We start from the raw sequence: 19698 nt of genomic DNA on the forward strand, positions 1-19698 counted from the left end.
TATATAAATAGAAATAAAATACTTAATTGGAATTAGAAGGAATGAAAAACACAAAGAACTTTCGAAGTCTTTCTATAAAGAAATATAAAGAAAGATAAGGCAAGATAAGGATAAGAAAGGATAGGGATAAGAATAAGAACAACAAAGTCAAGCAAGAATGCTGCGGTATTCTTGAGAGGGAGGAGCGGATATTGAGATTAGTTACAGTAATTGTTATTTTTGGAATCTTGCTGCTTATTTCAATCGTGGATTTTAAAATTCACATGATTCCGGATCAGTTGAATATGTTATTATTTTTGGCAGGAATATGGAGCAGTTTTGTATTTCAGAAGATTACAATAACAGGAAGGTTTTTTGGTATTTTTGTAGTGAGTATTCCGTTTTTTATTATTGCATTACTGTCTTCTGGTGGACTGGGTGGAGGAGATATTAAACTAATGGCGGCAAGTGGGGTACTGTTAGGAGTGACAGGGAATGTTTTTGCTGCCTGTTTTGGTCTGTTGTTAGGAGGTTTTTGTGGAGTGTTTCTTTTGCTCACAAAACGTATTGGGTATAAGGAGTGTTTTGCGCTGGGACCTTTTTTGTGTCTGGGAATTGCGATTGTATTTTTTCAGATAAATTTTTTACGGTGATGTTACTGTATAATTTTCTCTGAGTTGTTGATTTAAGTGAAAAAATGATAGCTGCAAAATACCTTTTGACCCTCCAATATCTTATTGATAAAAATAGACAAATTAAGAGATAAGAAGTCGGTATAATACATTGTTAGTTTCGAGACGAAATTAACATAAAATTGTACTCGAAAAAATACGCTGTCAAGGGGAAATTTTGGCATAAAAAGGCTGTTTCGGACAAGATTTTGTATTTTAGAAGGAACAGTTCCGAATAAGCTTTACATTGCCTCGAAAAAATGATAATATTATGTCGAATTTAAAATAAACCACAACTTTTGACAAGGAGGAATAATCAATGCCTAGAGCAAAACAGTCTATGGATGGAAATACCGCAGCAGCTCACGTAGCATATGCGTATACAGATGTTGCAGCTATCTATCCTATTACACCATCCAGTCCAATGGCAGATTCCGTTGACCAGTGGTCAGCAGCAGGACAGGAGAATATTTTTGGTAACCAGGTAGTTGTTAGTGAGATGCAGTCTGAGGCAGGTGCAGCAGGTACTGTTCATGGTTCTCTTGCAGCTGGTGCTATCACAACAACATTTACAGCATCCCAGGGTCTTCTTCTTATGATCCCTAACATGTATAAGATCGCAGCTGAGCAGCTTCCATGTGTATTTGATGTATCTGCACGTACAGTTGCTACACAGTCCCTGAACATTTTCGGTGACCACAGTGACGTATATGCATGTCGTCAGACAGGATTTGCTATGCTGGCAGAAACAAACCCACAGGAAGTTATGGACTTAAGCCCTGTAGCACATCTTGCTGCAATCGAAGGTAAAGTTCCATTCATTAACTTCTTCGATGGTTTCCGTACATCTCATGAGATTCAGAAGATCGAAAAGTGGGATTATGCAGACTTAAAAGAAATGTGCAACATGGATGCAGTTAAAGCTTTCCGTGAGCATGCTCTTAACCCAGAACATCCAGCAATGCGTGGTTCTCATGAAAATGGTGACGTATTCTTCCAGCACAGAGAAGCTTGTAACTCTGTTTACGAAGCTCTTCCAGCTGTTGTTAAGAAATACATGGGCAAGATTAACGAAAAACTGGGAACTAACTACGATTTATTCAACTACTATGGTGCAGAAGATGCAGACCGCGTAATCATCGCTATGGGATCTATCTGTGACGTAGCAGAAGAAGTAATTGATTACTTAACAGCAAAAGGTGAAAAGGTTGGTTTAATCAAAGTTCGTTTATATCGTCCTTGGGTATCTTCTGCATTATTAGACGTTATTCCTAAGACAGCTAAGAAGATTGCTGTTCTTGACCGTACAAAAGAGCCTGGAGCATTAGGAGATCCTTTATATCTTGATGTTGCTACAACTCTTAGAGAAGCAGGTCTTAACGACATCGTTCTTACAGCTGGCCGTTATGGATTAGGTTCTAAAGATACTCCTCCTTCATCTGTATTTGCTATTTATAAAGAACTTGAAAAAGATGCTCCAAAGAGCCGTTTCACAATCGGTATCGTGGATGATGTTACAAACTTATCCTTACCAGAAGTTAAACCAGCTCCTATCACATCTGCTCCTGGTACAGTAGAGTGTAAATTCTGGGGTCTTGGTGGAGACGGTACTGTAGGTGCTAACAAGAACTCTACAAAGATTATCGGTGACCACACAGATAAATACATTCAGGCATACTTCCAGTATGACTCCAAGAAGACAGGTGGTATCACAATTTCTCACCTTCGTTTTGGTGACAACCCAATCAGAAGCCCATACTACATTAATCAGGCTGACTTCGTAGCATGTCATAACCCATCTTATGTAGTTAAAGGTTACAAGATGGTTCAGGATGTTAAACCAGGCGGAATCTTCATGATTAACTGCCAGTGGTCTGATGAAGAATTAGATCATCATATGCCTGCAGCAGCTAAGAAGTATATTGCAGACAATAACATTCAGTTATACACAATCAACGCGATCGACAAGGCTATTGAGATTGGTATGGGTAAACGTACTAACACAATCTTACAGTCCGCATTCTTCAAATTAGCGAACATCATGCCTATCGATGAAGCAGTAGAATTCATGAAAGCAGCAGCTAAGAAGTCTTACAGCAAGAAGGGTGACGCTGTTGTAGAGATGAACTACAAAGCAATCGATGCTGGTGTAGATGCTATTCATAAAGTAGAGATTCCAGCTTCCTGGTCTAATCCAGCTCCAGATGCTCCTGCTAAAGAACTTGTAGGACGTCCAGAGACAGTTAAGATGGTTAGAGAAATGATGGAACCTATCGGAATCATGGATGGTGACAGCCTGCCAGTATCTACATTCGTAGATAACGCTGACGGACAGTTCGAACTTGGTGCTTCCGCATACGAAAAACGTGGTACTGCTGTATCTGTTCCAGAATGGAATCCAGAAGCTTGTATCCAGTGTAACCAGTGTGCATTTGTATGTTCCCATGCTACAATCCGTCCTTTCTTAGTAAGCGAAGACGAAATTAAGGCAGCTCCTGACAACATGAAAGTTGCAGATACAAAGCCAAAAGCAAGCGAATATAAATTTACAATGAGTGTATCTCCATTAGACTGTATGGGATGTGGTGAGTGTATCACAGTTTGTCCTGCAGCAGCTAAGGGTGCATTAAAGATGGTTCCACAGGAAAGCCAGGCAGCAGAACAGCCAGTATTCGATTACTTAGTTGCAACTGTTGGAAGAAAACCAGGCGCTCCTGCAGATACTACAGTTAAGGGATCTCAGTTCAACCAGCCATTACTTGAGTTCTCAGGATCTTGTGCAGGATGTGCAGAGACATCTTACGCTCGTCTGATCACTCAGTTATTTGGAGAGCAGATGTACATCTCCAACGCAACAGGATGTTCCTCTATCTGGGGTGGTCCTGCAGCAACAGCTCCATATACAGTAAACAAAGATTCCAAACAGGGACCAGCTTGGGCTAACTCCTTATTCGAGGACAACGCAGAGCATGGATTTGGTATGTATCTTGGACAGAAGACTTTACGTGACCAGGCTATCGCTAAATTAGAGAAGATGGCAGCTTCCGATAAAGCAACAGATGAATTTAAGGCAGCTTTTGCTAAATTCATGGAAACAAAAGAAAATACAAAAGAAAATACACCAGATGCTAAGGCATTAATCGCTGAGGTAGAAAAAGCTGCAGCAGCAGGATGTCCAGATGCAGCAGACGTATTAGAGAAGAAACAGTATCTTGCTAAGAAGTCTGTATGGATCTTCGGTGGTGACGGATGGGCTTATGATATCGGTTTCGGTGGATTAGACCACGTATTAGCTTCCGGTGAAAACGTAAATATCATGGTATTCGATACTGAGATGTACTCCAACACAGGTGGACAGGCTTCTAAAGCTTCTAACATCGGTGAGGTTTGTCAGTTCGCAGCTGCTGGTAAAGAAATGAGCAAGAAGAGCCTTGCAGAAATCGCAATGAGCTACGGATACGTATACGTTGCACAGATCGCTCTTGGTGCTAACCCTAACCAGGCAGTTAAATGTCTTGCAGAAGCAGAAGCTTATGACGGACCATCCCTGATCATCGGATACGCTCCATGTGAACTTCATGGTATCGCTAAGGGTGGAATGAACCATTGCCAGGATGAGATGAAGAAAGCCGTTAAGGCTGGTTACTGGAACCTCTTCTCCTTCGACCCAGCTAAGAAAGCAGAAGGAAAGAATCCATTTACATTAACATCTAAAGAAGGCGACGGAACATATCAGGAATTCCTGAATAACGAATCCCGTTATACTCGTCTGATCAAACCATTCCCAGAAAGAGCTGAAAGACTCTTCAACGAATCTGAGAAGGTTGCTAAAGAACGTTACGAGCACCTGCAGAGACTCGTTGAGCTTTATAAATAATAAAGCCTGAACTGGTCAGTCAGATTAGTTATACAAAAGATAAAACTTTATAAAATACAAAAGAAAAGCCATGTGTCAGCTATGCCGATGCATGGCTTCTTCTTCATTAAAAGAAAGGAGAAATATGTGAAGACACGTATTGCACTTTGGGATAATTTAAAATTTCTATTAATAATGTTAGTAGTTATAGGGCATTTTATGGAGTTGTTCTTAAACCAATCTAATATGTATAGTAGCTTATCATTATTTATATATACATTTCATATGCCATTATTTTTATTTGTTTCAGGACTATTTCATAAAAATAAAAATGTAGGACAAAAATGTATATTTTTTATATCTGTAGGATTTATACAGAAAATGGTTTTTGCAATAGTAAGATATATAATTGGTGCTGGAATGACATTTTCTTTTTTGTCAGAAGGTGGTATTCCGTGGTTTATGTTTGTATTGTCTATATATACTTTGATCACATATCTTTTGAGAAATCAAAATAAAGAATATATATGTCTTTTTTCTATAATGTTGGCTTGTTTTGTAGGATATGATAAAGAAGTAGGAGATTTTTTGTGTTTATCAAGAATACTGGTATTCTATCCAATATATTTATTGGGAACAATAGTAAGCGATGAAAAAATTAAAGACATTAAGAAAAATAAGTGGGTAGGATGGATATCCTTAGTTATTTTAATTGCGTGGTTATTTATATGTTTTTATGATCGAGAAAAAGTTATAATTTTGAAACACTTATTTACAGGAAGAAATTGTTTTGCACCATCTATATATTCGTATGGAGCATTTATGAGGTTGCTTTGTTATATAATTACTTTTTTTGTCGGAGCATCTATAATTTTTCTTATGCCTTCTAAAAAAATAAAATGGATTTCTGCGATGGGCGAGAGAACAATAGATGTATATTTTTGGCATTGGCCTGTATATATGTTATTAAATAGATTTTTTCATATAAATAAACTTCTATTTTGGGGTGCCAAAGGGAAAGTAGTATTGTTATTGATTGCAGTAATCGTTACTTTTGTTTTATCACAGGGAGGAATAATATCCTATCCGCTAAATTTAATAAAAAGTTGCTGTTATAAAAAACAAAATAATTAACTATATGCATAGATTTGGTAGGATATAGATTTCTTGTATAAAAGTAGTTGTGGAGGAATGGATTACTAGTTTGCCAGATGGTTTTTTGTCGAGAAATAATAGTGTAACAAGTGTAGAAATTTCTGAAAGTGTTAAAGAGATAGGTAGTTATGCCTTTGATGAATGTAGTAATTTAAAGAGTGTAATAATTAAGGCAAATATAGAGGATATTAAAGAAGAGACTTTTAGAAGATGCAGAAAACTGGAAAAGGTTGAGCTTCCGGACAGTGTAAAAAGCATTGGTGAGTATGCATTTACCGAGTGCGATAAATTGGATTCGATAAAAATACCTGAGAATGTAACGCATATGGGGAATGGAGTTTTTGAGAGGTGTTTCAATTTGAAAAATGTTGTTATACCAAAGAAAATGACGGTTATTCCAGATTGTACATTTTCGCAATGTGAAAGTTTGAAAACTATTATTATTCCTGATACGGTAGAAAGTGTAGGGATACAAGCATTTGTTGATTGCAGAAAGTTAAAAGAAATTAATCTTTCTAAAAAGCTTTCTGTAATTGAGATTGGTACTTTTATGGGGTGTGACAGTCTAAAATCAATTAACATTCCGGCAAGTGTAAAAACTATTAAAGGGTATGCTTTTTCAGAATGTTTTGATTTGGAACAGGTAAATATTCCTAATACGGTTACATATATAGGAAACTGTGCTTTTGAAGATAGTTATAAGTTAAAGAATGTGTCTATACCATCGAGTGTTACGAAGATTGGAGACTATGCATTTGGATATTGTACAAGTTTAGCTTATGTGCAATCCGTATCAGACTATAAGACGAGAACGATGGCGAGTGATAAGTATAAGGTGCGAGGATTTACTATCATAGGAAAGAAAAATTCTGCAGCCTATAGATATGCAAAAAAGCATAAGTTTGAATTTTATACATCTTTAAAATATATGAAAGTTCATACTGTTAAGTCCTGTCGATATAGAATAAAGAACAATTCAGAAGTAACATTTTTAGGGATTGCAAATAAGAAAATAAAAAATGTGACGATTCCTAGCACTATAAAAATTGATAAAAAGACTTATAAAGTCACATCAATTTCACCAAATGTATTGAGAAACAAAGGAATAACGAAAATAACGATGGGAAAGAATGTTGTAACTATTGGAGCAGGGGCATTTAATAATTGCAGGAAGCTTAAAAAAATAATTATAAAATCGTCCAAGCTTAAAACGATTGGAAAAGATGCATTTAAAAAGCTGCCAAAGAAATTGGTTGTGAAAGTTCCGCCGAAAAAGATAAAATTATATAAGAAGTTATTAAAGAAGCAAAAAATAAATCTTAACATAACGAAGTGAATACACTGTTATGAAATAAAGACCTAAAAGGTTTTCGTAAAAAAATGAGGGGATTTGATTTAGTTAGTTAATTTATGATAAATTTGAACATATTCTATACTTAGTTGAAGGAATTAAACATATGCAATCCTGCTGGAGGATATATTCTTTCAGATTTCTCAGAATCATTATCTTACCTTTCGTTTTTTTGATATCTGTTAATTAATATGCTAGGTTGGATAAGTACTTAATTTTCTTAAGCTACCTCGTATACAATATTAACAAAATGCAGGATTTGCATTTTAAAATTACATTTGTAATTGTATGAATTGTATTTGAATCTAAAAATAACGATGGATAAGCAAGCAAAAGCACAAACAAAAATGTATTTTTATAAGAACAATACAGTCTGAAAAGAAACAAAAATCAAATAAATTAGCTACAATAGCCCACAAAATAAAAATAATAATCAGAAAATAATGTATTTAAAAATAAATAATCAAATTATTAGATAATTCACCTTAATGTTTATATTTACAACCTACCCAAAATGTTGTAATATGATAGCAACAAAAAGAAATGCAGGAAGTTATCGTAACTACTTCTGAAAATGAATTTGTTACTTTTTTAAATATGTGATTCTCCAGATATTTATAAATACTTTTTCAGAATCATAAAATCATAAGAGGATGAGATTATGAAATCATGAGGATTGATGAAGAGTTTCTGGCAATTACTAATTACAAAAATATAATTTACAACTGATGAATATTTACTATTTTATAGTGATGCAAGAAAGGGTGAGACCATGTATCAGGACAATATGCGACAGGGTCTATATGATCCAAGTCTGGAGCATGATAACTGTGGTATTGGTGCTGTAGTAAACATCAAGGGTCTTAAGAGCCATGAGACAGTATCGAATGCCTTGAAAATTGTTGAAAATCTTGAACATAGAGCCGGCAAGGACGCCGAGGGTAAAACAGGGGACGGAGTAGGTATCTTAGTGCAGATATCCCATAAATTCTTCGAAAAGACCTGTAGTACTCTCGGTTTTTCTATTGGCAAGGAACGTGACTACGGTATTGGTATGTTCTTTATGCCACAAGATGAACTGCAGAGAAATCGTGCAAAGAAAATGTTTGAGATTATTGTTGAGAAGGAAGGGTTAAACTTCCTTGGCTGGAGAGAAGTTCCGATTCAACCGGGCATTCTTGGAAAGAAAGCGGCAGACTGTATGCCATGTATCATGCAGGGGTTTGTAAAGAGACCATTTGATGTTCCAAGAGGACTTGACTTCGACCGTCGTCTTTATATTGTAAGACGAGTATTTGAACAGTCCAGCGATTCTACTTATGTTGTTTCTTTAAGCAGCAGAACGATTGTATATAAAGGTATGTTCTTAGTTGGACAGTTAAGATTATTTTACAATGATCTTCAGGATAAAGATTATGAATCTGCAATTGCATTAGTTCATTCTCGTTTCTCTACCAACACCGTACCAAGTTGGGAGAAAGCACATCCTTATCGATACATTGTTCATAATGGTGAGATTAATACGATTCGTGGTAACGCTGATAAAATGTTAGCGCGTGAAGAAAACATGGAATCTGATTATCTGAAAGATGAAATGATCAAGCTGACACCAGTTGTTGATCCAAATGGTTCCGACTCTGCAAGATTAGATAATACATTAGAGTTCCTTCTGATGAGTGGAATGCCACTTCCGCTAGCAATGATGATTACAATTCCGGAGCCTTGGGAAAATAACGAAGGAATGAGCAGAGAGAAGAGAGACTTCTATCAGTATTATGCAACCATGATGGAGCCTTGGGATGGACCGGCATCCATTCTTTTTACAGATGGAGATATCATGGGAGCAGTACTTGACCGTAATGGTCTTAGACCTTCCCGTTACTATATTACAGACGATGATCAGCTGATTCTTTCTTCTGAAGTAGGTGTCTTAGACTTTGACACAACACATATCGTAAAGAAAGAGAGACTTCATCCGGGCAAGATGCTTCTTGTAGATACTGTAAAAGGTGAGCTGATTGATGATGATATTCTTAAAGATTCTTATGTAAAGAAACAGCCTTATGGTGAATGGTTATCTGATAATCTTGTATTCTTAAAAGACTTAAAGATTCCGAACGTTGCAGTAGAAGAGTACAACTATGAAGAGAGCAACCGACTGATGAAAGCATTTGGTTACTCTTATGAAGAAGTAAAAGATTCTGTTTTACCGATGGCATTAAATGGAAGTGAAGCAATCGGAGCGATGGGTGTTGATACACCATTAGCGGTACTTTCTAAAAGACATCATCCATTATTTGATTATTTTAAACAGCTTTTTGCACAGGTAACAAATCCTCCTATTGATGCGATTCGTGAAGAAATCGTTACATCTACATCAATCTATGTTGGTGGAGAGGGTAATGTTTTAGAAGAAAAAGCAGAAAACTGTCATGTACTTAAGATACATAATCCTATTTTAACAAATACAGATTTATTAAAGATCCGTCATGCAAAAGTAAAGAATATCAATGTAAAAGATGTGCCGATTACTTACTACAAAGGAACACCACTTGATAAGGCAATCAATCATTTATATATCGCAGTAGATCAGGCACATAAAAATGGTGCAAATATTGTTATCCTTACAGATAGAGGCGTGGATGAGAATCATGTGGCCATCCCATCGTTATTAGCAGTATCTGCGGTACATCATCATTTGATCGAGACAAAGAAGAGTACATCTGTAAGCATTATCTTAGAGAGTGGTGAACCAAGAGAAGTACATCATTTCGCAACATTGTTAGGTTACGGTGCATGTGCGATCAATCCATATCTGGCACAGTTTAGTATTAAGAAGCTGATTCAGGATGGCTTATTAAAGAAAGATTACTATGCAGCAGTAAATGATTATAATAACGCTGTTCTTCATGGTATCGTAAAGATTGCATCTAAGATGGGTATTTCCACTCTGCAGTCTTATCAGGGTTCTCAGATTTTTGAGGCAGTTGGTATCAGCAAGAAAGTGATTGATGAATACTTTACGAATACAGTAAGCCGCGTAGAAGGAATTACATTAGAGGATATCGCAGAAGACGTAGATTTCCATCATTCAAAAGCATTTGATATGTTAGGTCTGAAAAACGATCTGAGTCTTGATAGTGAAGGAGATCATAAATATAGAAGCGGTAAAGAAGAACATCTTTATAATCCACTTACGATCCATACATTACAGACAGCAGCATGGACAAATAATTATGACCTGTTCAAACAGTATACTTCCATGATTAATAAAGAAACTTCTCCAGTAAGCCTTCGTGGATTAATGGATTTTAATTATCCATCCAAAGGAGTTCCTATCGAAGAAGTTGAATCTGTAGATTCTATTGTGAAACGATTTAAGACAGGTGCTATGAGTTACGGTTCTATTTCCAAAGAAGCACATGAGACTCTGGCAATTGCGATGAACATGATTCATGGTAAATCAAACACTGGTGAAGGTGGAGAGGATTTAGAACGTCTGACGGTTGGACCGGATGGACTGAATAAATGTTCCGCAATTAAGCAGGTGGCTTCTGGACGTTTTGGTGTAACAAGCCGTTACTTGGTAAGCGCACAGGAAATCCAGATCAAGATGGCACAGGGAGCAAAACCTGGTGAAGGTGGACATTTGCCAGCAGGAAAAGTATATCCTTGGATTGCAAAGACAAGACATTCAACACCTGGTGTAGGACTTATTTCACCACCACCTCATCACGATATTTACAGTATCGAAGATTTAGCACAGTTAATTTATGACTTGAAAAATGCGAACAGGGATGCTCGTATTTCTGTAAAACTGGTATCCGAAGCAGGTGTCGGAACAGTCGCAGCCGGTGTAGCAAAAGCTGGTGCACAGGTAATCCTTATTTCCGGACATGACGGAGGTACAGGTGCAGCACCTCGTAATTCTTCCATTCATAATGCCGGACTTCCTTGGGAGCTTGGACTTGCAGAAACACACCAGACATTAATTAAAAATGACCTTCGTAATAAAGTAATTATCGAGACAGACGGTAAGCTTATGAGTGGTCGTGACGTAGCAATGGCGGCAGCGCTTGGAGCAGAAGAATTCGGATTTGCAACTGGTCCGCTGATCACAATGGGCTGTGTTATGATGAGAGTTTGTAACTTAGATACCTGTCCGGTAGGTATTGCAACACAGAATCCAGAACTTAGAAAGCGTTTCAAAGGTAAACCAGAATATGTTGTAAACTATATGAAATTCATCGCACAGGAAATGCGTGAATATATGGCTAAGCTTGGTGTTCGTACAGTAGATGAGCTGGTAGGACGTACAGATTTGTTAAAGGAACTTCCAGAAGCAAAAGAGTATCACTTAGATTTATCAGCTATTTTGAACAATCCATATATAGATAAGAAACATCCAATCTGCTACAACAAGAAGAATGAATACAACTTCGAATTAGAAAAGACATTAGATGAAAAAGTTCTTCTTACGAAGTTAAAGACAGCACTCGATAAAAAGCAGAAGAGAAGTATTTCTATCGATGTTGGAAATACAGACAGATCCTTTGGTACAATCTTTGGTTCTGAAATTACAAAGAAATACTATGATACATTAGAAGACGATACATTTACTATACAGTGTACAGGCGCCGGCGGACAGAGCTTTGGAGCATTTATTCCAAATGGTCTTACTTTGGAGCTTGTCGGTGACAGTAATGACTATTTTGGTAAGGGATTATCTGGTGGTAAGCTGATTGTTTATCCTCCAAAAGGAATCCGATTTAAAGCAGAAGAAAATATCATCGTTGGTAACGTAGCACTGTATGGTGCAACAAGCGGTAAGGTTTACATTAATGGTGTCGCAGGTGAACGTTTCTGTGTTCGTAACTCTGGTGCAACCGCAGTTGTCGAAGGTGTTGGCGATCATGGATGTGAGTACATGACAGGTGGTAAGGTTCTGATCATCGGTAAGACAGGAAAGAACTTTGCAGCCGGAATGAGCGGCGGTGTTGCCTATGTTCTTGATGAGGATAATGATCTGTATTTAAGCCTTAACAAAGAAATGGTTTCTTCCGAACCGGTTGTTTCTAAATATGATGTTATGGAAATCAAGGATATGATTACTGCTCATGTGGCATATACAAACTCTGAAAAAGGTAAAGAAATCTTAAATAACTTCAGCAAATATCTGCCGAAGTTTAAGAAAATCATTCCACACGATTACAAGAAGATGCTCCAGAAGATTTCCGAAATGGAAGGAAAAGGTCTTAGCGCAGAACAGGCACAGATTGAAGCATTTTATGAAATTAAAAGAGGATAGGAGGAGAGCGCTGTGGGAAAACCAACTGGATTTTTAGAATATGAACGAAAAGAAAGCGTAGGTGAAGCGCCGTTAAAACGAATCAAACATTTTAACGAATTTCATACTCCCCTGTCCAAAAAAGAACAGGAGAGACAGGGTGCAAGATGTATGAACTGTGGAGTTCCATTTTGCCAGTCCGGAATTTTAATTAAAGGAATGGTTACCGGATGTCCTCTTAACAACCTGATTCCTGAATGGAATGATGCTACTTATACAGGTAACTGGGATGAGGCTTACAACCGTCTGAAAAAAACAAATCCATTCCCTGAATTTACAGGGCGTGTATGCCCACATCCTTGTGAGGTTGGATGTACCTGTAACTTAGGCGGGGATCCGGTTAATATCAAAGAAAAAGAATTAAGTATCATAGAGCGAGCTTATGAAAGTGGTCTCATTAAACCAGAACCACCAGAAGTACGCACAGGAAAAACAGTCGCTATCGTAGGTTCTGGACCATCCGGACTCTGCGTAGCAGAATACTTAAACCGTCGTGGACATTCTGTAACAGTATATGAGCGTTCTGACCGCGTCGGCGGATTACTCATGTACGGAATTCCAAATATGAAGCTTGAGAAAACATATATCCAGAGAAAAGTAAAGCTCATGGAAAAAGAAGGCGTTGTATTCAAGACAGGTGTAAATGTCGGCGTAGACATAAAAGCACAGGAATTAAAGAAACAGTATGATGCAGTTGTACTTTGCTGTGGAGCATCTAATCCAAGAGACATCAAAGCTCCAGGTAGAAAAAGCAAAGGAATCTATTTTGCAGTAGATTATTTAAAAGCAGCAACAAAGAGCCTGTTAGATTCCAATTTCGCTGATAAAAAATACATCGATGCCAAAGGTAAAAACGTTATGGTTATCGGTGGTGGTGATACTGGAAATGACTGCGTAGGAACTTCAATCCGTTTAGGATGTAAGAGCCTGATCCAGTTAGAAATGATGCCAAAACTCCCAGATGAACGTCAGGCAGACAACCCATGGCCAGAATGGCCAAAAGTCTGCAAGACAGACTACGGTCAGGAAGAGGCAATCGCTGTATTTGGCAAAGACCCACGAGTATATCAGACAACCGTAAAAGAATTCATTGCCAATGAAAAAGGCGAAGTGTGCAAGGCAAAACTTGTCAAACTCGAAAGTAAATTCGACAAAAAAGCCGGAAGAAACATCATGGCAGAAGTCGCTGGAAGCGAGTACGAAGTACCTGTTGATTTAGTATTAATCGCAGCAGGATTCTTAGGAAGCCAGCCATATGTTACAAAAGCTTTTGGCTTAGATCTCACAGAACGCACGAATGTAAAGACAGAGGTAGGACACTTTAAGACAAACGTAGATAAAGTCTTTACCGCAGGTGATATGCATCGAGGACAGTCACTCGTTGTATGGGCAATTCGCGAAGGTCGTGACTGTGCAAGAGAAGTAGATACCGCTCTGATGGGATATTCCAATTTATAAATACGAATTTGATGGACTAAAGAGACGAAAACCAGAAATTTAATATAGAAGAAAATGTGAAGATAGTCGCTTCGCAGAAAATGCCTGCTCGGCATTTTTACTCGCTCCGACATCACATTTTCTTCTATATTAAATTTCTGGTTTTCTGCTTTTTGGCTCCAGATGGAAATTAGTATTTAAATCTTGGATGGGAGAGAGGGGAGTGTCCAGAAGTCTGTGGTTTTTATTTGGAATGAGAATCTCCAGAAGAGGGATATCTCCTTACTGAATAATTGTACGCGGTCTTCTAAGAAAAAAGAATGGTTATAAGTTTGATTTTGTTCCGTTGCGCTAAACGCTTCATTTTGCCTCAAAAAACGAAAACTTCGGAAAAACGGGTCCGAAGTTTTCAGAGTCAAAATTCCACAGCGCAAAGTCACAAAATGCAATACTTATAACCATTCTTTTTTCTTTATCGTAGTTTTCTTACAATTCAGCATAAAATTTTGTTTTAGCAGCTGGATGGTTTTGGAAAACTAGCCTCTTCTGGAGATGTTCATTCTATTCAAGTCTCGCGGTTGCTCGACTTGAATATATTTGCAAATAATATACTCGTAAGTTACTAACTCGTGAGTATAATACTTGTAAGTATATTAATGGAGGTGAAGCTATCGCTGCACATGATACATTTATCATTATATTGTCGCATTCAAGATAGCTCTAAAGGTGACTACTTTAATTTCTCGTAAAATGACAATCCACTTTATTTTTACTGTTCGTTAAAGAAAACACCGAATCTTCTGGACAATACATCTTCCGAGTAAGCAGTAGTCTTCTGATCTCTCCCCCTTCTCTCTCCCAAAGATGATTGCATTCATTCCTTCTGGAGCCAAAACACAGAAAAAAGAAACAATACCCTATCCCAGATGCGGCTTCGGAGCGTGTTTAAGATGCGAATGAGTATTTTAAACACAGCGACTACAGAGCAGATGGGATAGGGTATTGTTTCTTTTTTCGTCTGTTTTCTTCTAAATGAATCAAATAGTAATTCCATGCAACAGAAGTACTTATTTTTTCGGCATATATAGTAAAGGAAAAAGTAATTTCATTACTATGCAGTGTGAGATATAAATCTGCTACAAGACTTATGGCAGAATTTATTATATATTTTATAGAGAAGGAGGAGAGCATTATGAGTGAAAAGTGGGATTTCTTAAAGGAAGTGACGGATATCGATGACCGTTTTATTGAAGAAGCTGCAGGAGAGTGGATACAGCCTATAAGAAATGTACAGCAGATTCTTGTAAAGATAGCGGCGTGTTTTGCAATTATTGTGTCATTGCTGCTTTCTGGTGTATCATTTAACCCGACGGCAAGAGTAATGGCAGAAAATATCAGAATAAAGATAGACAGAATATTGGGAAGTCGTGAAGATCTGACTTCGTATGCGCAGATACTCAATACAACAAAAACGGTAGCGGATGTGGATGTTACGCTGGAAAATGTTATATTAGATGAAGATACTCTGTATGTTTTGCTGGATGTTAACGGCAAAAGAGAAAGTGTAAACGAAGATGAGGATCAGGTGGACATTGCGCCGAGTGGAAGCATATGCATCAATGGAAAGAGCATGGATGATGTTATGGGAAACCGGAGTACAGGGATAAGTCACAGTCTTGGGGAAAAAGGGACAGAGGTTCTTATAAAGTATGTATTTGATGGATATACATTTCCTGAGAAGATAGAAAAATTAAAGATACCGTTTAAAATCATACGTTATATAACTAAGGAATATGAGACTCCAGATGCAACTGTACTTGGCGATGTAGAATTTACATTTTCAGCATCAAGAAAGGAACTGCAAGCTTCCGCAAAAAGTGTAGAGACAGACATAAAGGTTAAGCTTAGAAATAATACAGAAGTTCAAGTTCAAAAGGTTCGTGTCAGTAAAGTGGCAAGCAGAATCACAATTTACAAAAACCTTGTCATTTTTTTCTTATGAAAAGTGTCAAAAAGTGCTATAATCCCCTATGGCAGAATATATTCTGTAATAAAACTGAATAAACTAGTTATTTTATGGAAGAATGTTTCGTAGAGACAAGGCGATTTTACACCTTCATCGAGGAGACATCCGATTGATTGAGCAAAAGATTGGAGTGACAGAGATGAATTTGACAGAAAAAGAATTTGTAAAGTTTTTAAGCAAATTTGATGAACATCCATTTGATGTGAAAATTGGAGATGAGGTAAGCCATATAGGTAAGGGGGAACCGGAATTTAAAGTTATTTTTCATGAGATTCCGTCGATGAAAGAATTACTAACGAGTACATCAATTGCGCTTGGCGAAGCTTACATGGATGGAAAGCTTGAAATAGAAGGTGATCTGTACCATGCTTTGAATATGTTTTTAGGACAGATGGGCAAGTTTTCTACGGATAAGAAAGCATTGAAGAAATTAATTTTTTCTTCACTTACAAAGAAGAATCAGCAGAAGGAAGTGTCTTCTCATTATGATATTGGGAATGATTTTTACAAGATGTGGCTTGATGAGACGATGAGCTATTCCTGTGGATATTTTAAGCATCCAGAGGATACGTTATATCAGGCACAGGTGCAGAAGGTAGAAAGAATTCTCAAGAAACTGTATTTGAAAGAGGGGATGACACTCTGTGATATAGGCTGCGGATGGGGGTATTTACTGATTGAAGCGGCGAAAAAGTACGGAATTAAAGGTGTCGGAATTACTTTAAGTAAAGAGCAAAAGAAGAAGTTTGAGGAGCGAATTAAGGAAAATCATCTGGAAAGCCAGTTAGAAGTACGTCTGATGGATTACAGAGATTTACCTGAATCCGGCTTAAAATTTGATCGTGTTGTCAGTGTCGGAATGCTTGAACACGTTGGAAGAGATAATTATGAACTGTTTATGAAATGTGTAAAAAGCATTATGAATCCCGGTGGGCTTTTCCTGCTTCATTATATCAGTGCATTGCAGGAGCATCCGGGTGATGCATGGGTAAAGAAATACATTTTCCCAGGAGGAGTTATACCATCTTTGCGTGAGATTATTCATATCGCAGGGGATCATCAATTTTATACATTGGATGTAGAAAGTTTAAGAAGACATTATAATAAGACATTACTTTGCTGGAATCAAAACTTCCAGAAGCATAAAGATGAAATAAGAGAAATGTTTGGTGAACGATTTGTTCGCATGTGGGAATTATATCTTTGTGCTTGCGCTGCAACATTTATGAATGGTATTATTGATTTGCATCAGATTCTATTTACGAATGGAGTAAATAATGATTTGCCGATGACAAGATGGTATTAATTCGGGAGAAAATAAGAACGCAAGAGGAGCAAGTAAAATCATGAATATCATATTAGCATCCGGTTCCCCAAGAAGGAGAGAACTTTTGGCGCAGGCCGGTTTTGAATTTAAAGTAGAAGTAAGTAATGCAGATGAGAATGTTATAGAAGAGTCACCAGAACAAATGGTGGAAGAACTTGCCGCGAGAAAAGCAGAGGCGGTAGTTAGACTTCATAATAAAGCAGAGGATAACTGTCTTGTAATTGGGGCAGATACCATAGTAGTACTCGAAGGAAAAGTTCTGGGGAAACCTGTGGATGAAGAAGATGCAAAGACAATGCTGGCTTCCCTTTCCGGCCGAACTCATCAGGTATACACAGGAGTTGCATTATTTTACGTAAAAAAAGGTACTGTGGAAAAAAAGGAAACATTTCATGAGTGTACGGATGTCACGATGGTGCCAATGTCAGAACAGGAAATAGCAGATTATGTCGCTTCCGGTGATCCGTTAGATAAGGCTGGTGCATATGGTATTCAGGGACCGGCAGCGGTATTTATCTCTGGAATCAAAGGAGATTATTATAACGTCGTAGGGCTGCCAATCAGCAAAATATATCATAAACTACTAATTTGCTAGGGACACAGACGCCGCTTTAGTAGAAGATATTGAGCTGAATTATATGGAGTCTTCTAAAGAAAAAAAGAATTGTGATAAGTTTGATTTTGTTCCGTTGCGCTAAACGCTTCATTTTGCCTCAAAAAACGAGTCCGAAGTTTTCAGAGTCAAAATTCCACAGCGCAAAGTCACAAAATCTAACTTATCACAATTCTTTTTTTCTTTATTATAGTCTTCTTACAATTCAGCATAAAATTTTGTTTCAGCGGCTGTCTGTTTTTGATAACAAATAGCAAATTAGTGATTTGTGTTGGAAAGAGAAGGGGATTCTCCAGAAGATTCTGACTTTTAATCAAAGAACTATTTCGCGATAAGAAAATAGCAAGGGATACCGGCAAAAGAAATAGAACTCCTTATATAAATGTCAGTTTCTTGGAATTTGATTTCCTGGAAAGCCATAGACTTCTGGACAATCCCCTTATTCTTCCTCAAACAAAAATACTAATTTGAGGGGGACACAGACGCCGCTTTAGTAGAAGATATTGAGCTGAATTGTAGTTAGTCTTGTAAAGAAAAAAGAATAGTTATAAGTTAGATTTTGTTCCGTTGCGCTAAACGCTTCATTTTGCCTCAAAAAACGAAAACTTCGGAAAAACGAGTCCGAAGTTTTCAGAGTCAAAATTCCACAGCGCAAAGTCACAAAATGCAATACTTATAACTATTCTTTTTTCTTTATCATAGTCTTCTTACAATTCAGCATAAAATTTTATTTCAGCGGCTGACTGGATTTGATAACAAATAGCAAATTAGTAATTTGGGTTAGAAAGAGAAGGGGATTCTCCAGAAGATTATGAGAGTTAACCAGAGAAAAAATTCTCCATAAGATAGGAGTCATCTCACATCTGATATGATTTTATACAATCAAGTAAAAAATATCTTCTTCTGGAGATATTCATTCTAACGAAATCATAGACTTTTGGAGAAACCCCATGTTTTCCTCAAACAAAAATACTAATTCTCACCAACTGTGAGTTTTGTATAGTCAGAAAAAAGAAATAATACCATATCCCAGATGCGGCTTCGGAGCGTGTTTAAGATGCGAACGAGCATCTTAAATACAGCGACTACAGAGCAGATGGGATATGGTATTATTTCTTTTTTCGTCTATACGAAATCTACAAATTAGTAGTTATTGCACTGTTCATGAGTATAGGCTATAATAGCAATATAGATAAAACAGTGAAGGAAATAGAGGATAAAATATGGCAGCGATTAATAATGATTGGGCGGAGGCGCTCAAAGAAGAATATAAGAAACCGTATTACAGGGAACTTTATAAAAAGGTGAATGAGGAATATCAGACACATGAAATTTTTCCTCCGTCTGATGAGATATTCAGTGCGTTTCATTTGACACCGTTAAAGGATGTTAAGGTTGTGATCCTTGGACAGGATCCGTACCATAATAACGGGCAGGCACATGGATTAAGCTTTTCTGTAAAGCCGGGGGTAGATATTCCGCCATCATTGGTTAATATTTATAAGGAACTTCATGATGACCTTGGTTGTTATATTCCGAATAATGGGTATTTGGTAAAGTGGGCAGAGCAAGGTGTCCTTTTATTAAATACGGTTCTTACTGTTCGGGCGCATCAGGCGAATTCTCATAGAGGAATCGGATGGGAAGAGTTTACGGATGCAGCGATACGTGTACTTAATGCACAGGATCGGCCAATTGTATTTTTGCTTTGGGGAAGGCCGGCACAGAATAAAAAGCCGATGCTTACGAACCCCAATCATTTAATTTTAGAGGCGCCACATCCAAGTCCGTTGTCTGCTTATCGTGGATTTTTTGGATGCAGGCATTTTAGTCAGGCAAATGAATTCCTGCGTTTTCATGAGCTTGAACCAATTGATTGGCAGATAGAGAATATTTAGATTCTTGGAAGGTATAAAAGTATTTTAAAAATTTTTAA

Annotated in this window: 10 protein-coding genes; all 10 read left to right on the forward strand. The window is 37.4% G+C overall.

Annotated elements, in window-relative coordinates:
• Positions 1-191: 191 nt before the first annotated feature.
• The 10 genes from EHLA_RS01355 (at position 192) to ung (ending at position 19660) form a co-directional block, all read left to right on the forward strand.
• A complete protein-coding gene (locus EHLA_RS01355) occupies positions 192-632 on the forward strand; it encodes a prepilin peptidase (RefSeq protein WP_157908530.1) in 441 nt (146 codons plus the stop codon).
• A 337-nt stretch (positions 633-969) separates the two neighbouring features.
• Positions 970-4527 carry a pyruvate:ferredoxin (flavodoxin) oxidoreductase gene (gene nifJ, locus EHLA_RS01360; protein WP_096239028.1) on the forward strand — a complete coding sequence of 1186 codons (3558 nt, stop codon included), beginning with the start codon at positions 970-972 and terminating at the stop codon, positions 4525-4527.
• A gap of 126 nt (positions 4528-4653) precedes the next feature.
• On the forward strand, positions 4654-5640 hold the full coding sequence (locus EHLA_RS01365; RefSeq protein WP_096239029.1) for an acyltransferase family protein: 987 nt from the start codon (positions 4654-4656) through the stop codon (positions 5638-5640).
• A gap of 70 nt (positions 5641-5710) precedes the next feature.
• Positions 5711-6997: a leucine-rich repeat domain-containing protein gene (locus EHLA_RS01370; RefSeq protein ID WP_123864827.1), complete on the forward strand. Its 1287-nt coding sequence runs from the start codon at positions 5711-5713 to the stop codon at positions 6995-6997.
• Between the two features lie 787 nt (positions 6998-7784).
• On the forward strand, positions 7785-12320 hold the full coding sequence (gene gltB / locus EHLA_RS01375; protein WP_021906354.1) for a glutamate synthase large subunit: 4536 nt from the start codon (positions 7785-7787) through the stop codon (positions 12318-12320).
• Between the two features lie 12 nt (positions 12321-12332).
• On the forward strand, positions 12333-13817 hold the full coding sequence (locus tag EHLA_RS01380; RefSeq protein ID WP_096239031.1) for a glutamate synthase subunit beta: 1485 nt from the start codon (positions 12333-12335) through the stop codon (positions 13815-13817).
• A gap of 1171 nt (positions 13818-14988) precedes the next feature.
• Complete coding sequence (locus tag EHLA_RS01385) at positions 14989-15798, forward strand: DUF4179 domain-containing protein (RefSeq protein ID WP_157908531.1); 810 nt, start codon at positions 14989-14991, stop codon at positions 15796-15798.
• A 163-nt stretch (positions 15799-15961) separates the two neighbouring features.
• Positions 15962-17128 (forward strand): class I SAM-dependent methyltransferase, encoded by a 1167-nt coding sequence (locus tag EHLA_RS01390; protein WP_096241519.1) that lies wholly within the window; start codon positions 15962-15964, stop codon positions 17126-17128.
• A gap of 40 nt (positions 17129-17168) precedes the next feature.
• Positions 17169-17744, forward strand: a complete 576-nt coding sequence (locus EHLA_RS01395) for a Maf family protein (protein ID WP_096239033.1) — start codon at positions 17169-17171, stop codon at positions 17742-17744.
• Between the two features lie 1241 nt (positions 17745-18985).
• Complete coding sequence (gene ung / locus EHLA_RS01400) at positions 18986-19660, forward strand: uracil-DNA glycosylase (RefSeq protein WP_021906456.1); 675 nt, start codon at positions 18986-18988, stop codon at positions 19658-19660.
• The last annotated feature ends 38 nt before the right edge of the window (positions 19661-19698 follow it).

The sequence above is a fragment of the Anaerobutyricum hallii genome (genome assembly GCF_900209925.1).
Lineage (GTDB): Bacteria > Bacillota > Clostridia > Lachnospirales > Lachnospiraceae > Anaerobutyricum > Anaerobutyricum soehngenii.

Excerpts from the sequence above, each read along its gene's own strand:
- nifJ (WP_096239028.1), top strand. The coding sequence starts at position 970 with ATGCCTAGAGCAAAACAGTCTATGGATGGAAATACCGCAGCAGCTCAC.
- gltB (WP_021906354.1), top strand. The coding sequence starts at position 7,785 with ATGTATCAGGACAATATGCGACAGGGTCTATATGATCCAAGTCTGGAG.
- EHLA_RS01385 (WP_157908531.1), top strand. The coding sequence starts at position 14,989 with ATGAGTGAAAAGTGGGATTTCTTAAAGGAAGTGACGGATATCGATGAC.
- EHLA_RS01390 (WP_096241519.1), top strand. The coding sequence starts at position 15,962 with ATGAATTTGACAGAAAAAGAATTTGTAAAGTTTTTAAGCAAATTTGAT.
- EHLA_RS01395 (WP_096239033.1), top strand. The coding sequence starts at position 17,169 with ATGAATATCATATTAGCATCCGGTTCCCCAAGAAGGAGAGAACTTTTG.
- ung (WP_021906456.1), top strand. The coding sequence starts at position 18,986 with ATGGCAGCGATTAATAATGATTGGGCGGAGGCGCTCAAAGAAGAATAT.